The organism is Acidovorax sp. KNOB132, assembly GCF_057541515.1.
In genome coordinates, this window is record NZ_BAAJYT010000582.1 from 1 (window position 1) to 929 (window position 929).

Genomic DNA, 929 nt, shown 5'->3' on the forward strand with positions numbered 1-929 from the left:
CGCGCTGGCGGCGGGGGCTGAGGGCGTGGGCCTGATGCGCACCGAATTTCTGTTCCTGGAGCGCGACGTGGTGCCCGACGAGGACGACCAGTACGCCGTGTACCGCGCCATGGTCGAGGCCCTGGACGGCCGCCCGCTGATCGTGCGCACGCTGGACATCGGCGGCGACAAGCAGGTGCCGCATCTGGACCTGCCGGTGGAGGACAACCCCTTTCTCGGCCTGCGCGGCGCGCGGCTGTGCCTGCGCCGCGACGACCTGCTGGTGCCGCAGCTGCGGGCGCTGTACCGCGCGGCGCGGCACGGCCCGCTGTCGGTCATGTTCCCGATGATCAGCACCGTGGAAGAGGTGCACCAGCTGCGCCAGCGCATGGAGGCGGTGCGCCGCGAGCTGGACGCGCCCCAGGTGCCCGTGGGCATCATGATCGAGGTGCCCTCGGCCGCGCTGATGGCCGACCGGCTGGCGGCGCACGTGGATTTCTTCTCCATCGGCACCAACGACCTCACGCAGTACGCGCTGGCGGTGGACCGGCAGCACCCGGAGCTGGCCGGCATGGCCGACAGCCTGCACCCTTCGGTGCTGCGGCTCATCGAACGCACCATTGCCGGCGCCCGGGCCCATGGGCGCTGGGTGGGCGTGTGCGGCGGACTGGCGGGCGAGCCGCTGGGCGCGGCGCTGCTGGCCGGCCTGGGCGTGCAGGAGCTGAGCATGAGCAGCGGCGACATCGGCAGCGTCAAGGCGCTGCTGCGCCGCCATTCCCTGGCCGAACTGCAGGACCTCGCCCGCCGCGCGCTGGACGTGGACACCGCCGACGAGGTGCGTGCCCTGGGCGCCGCGCTGCGCCCGGCCGGCCCGGTGGCCGACACAGGGGATGCATCATGAGATTTGCTATTAAAAATATAGCGATATGCCCTAGTGTTGATTGTGCTGG

At 71.4% G+C, this 929-nt stretch carries 1 protein-coding gene; it reads left to right on the forward strand.

Annotated elements, in window-relative coordinates; translation table 11 throughout:
* Positions 1-880: phosphoenolpyruvate--protein phosphotransferase (locus AC27IO_RS24805; RefSeq protein ID WP_498741294.1), on the forward strand; the 880-nt coding region annotated here is incomplete at its 5' end.
* Positions 881-929: the final 49 nt, after the last annotated feature.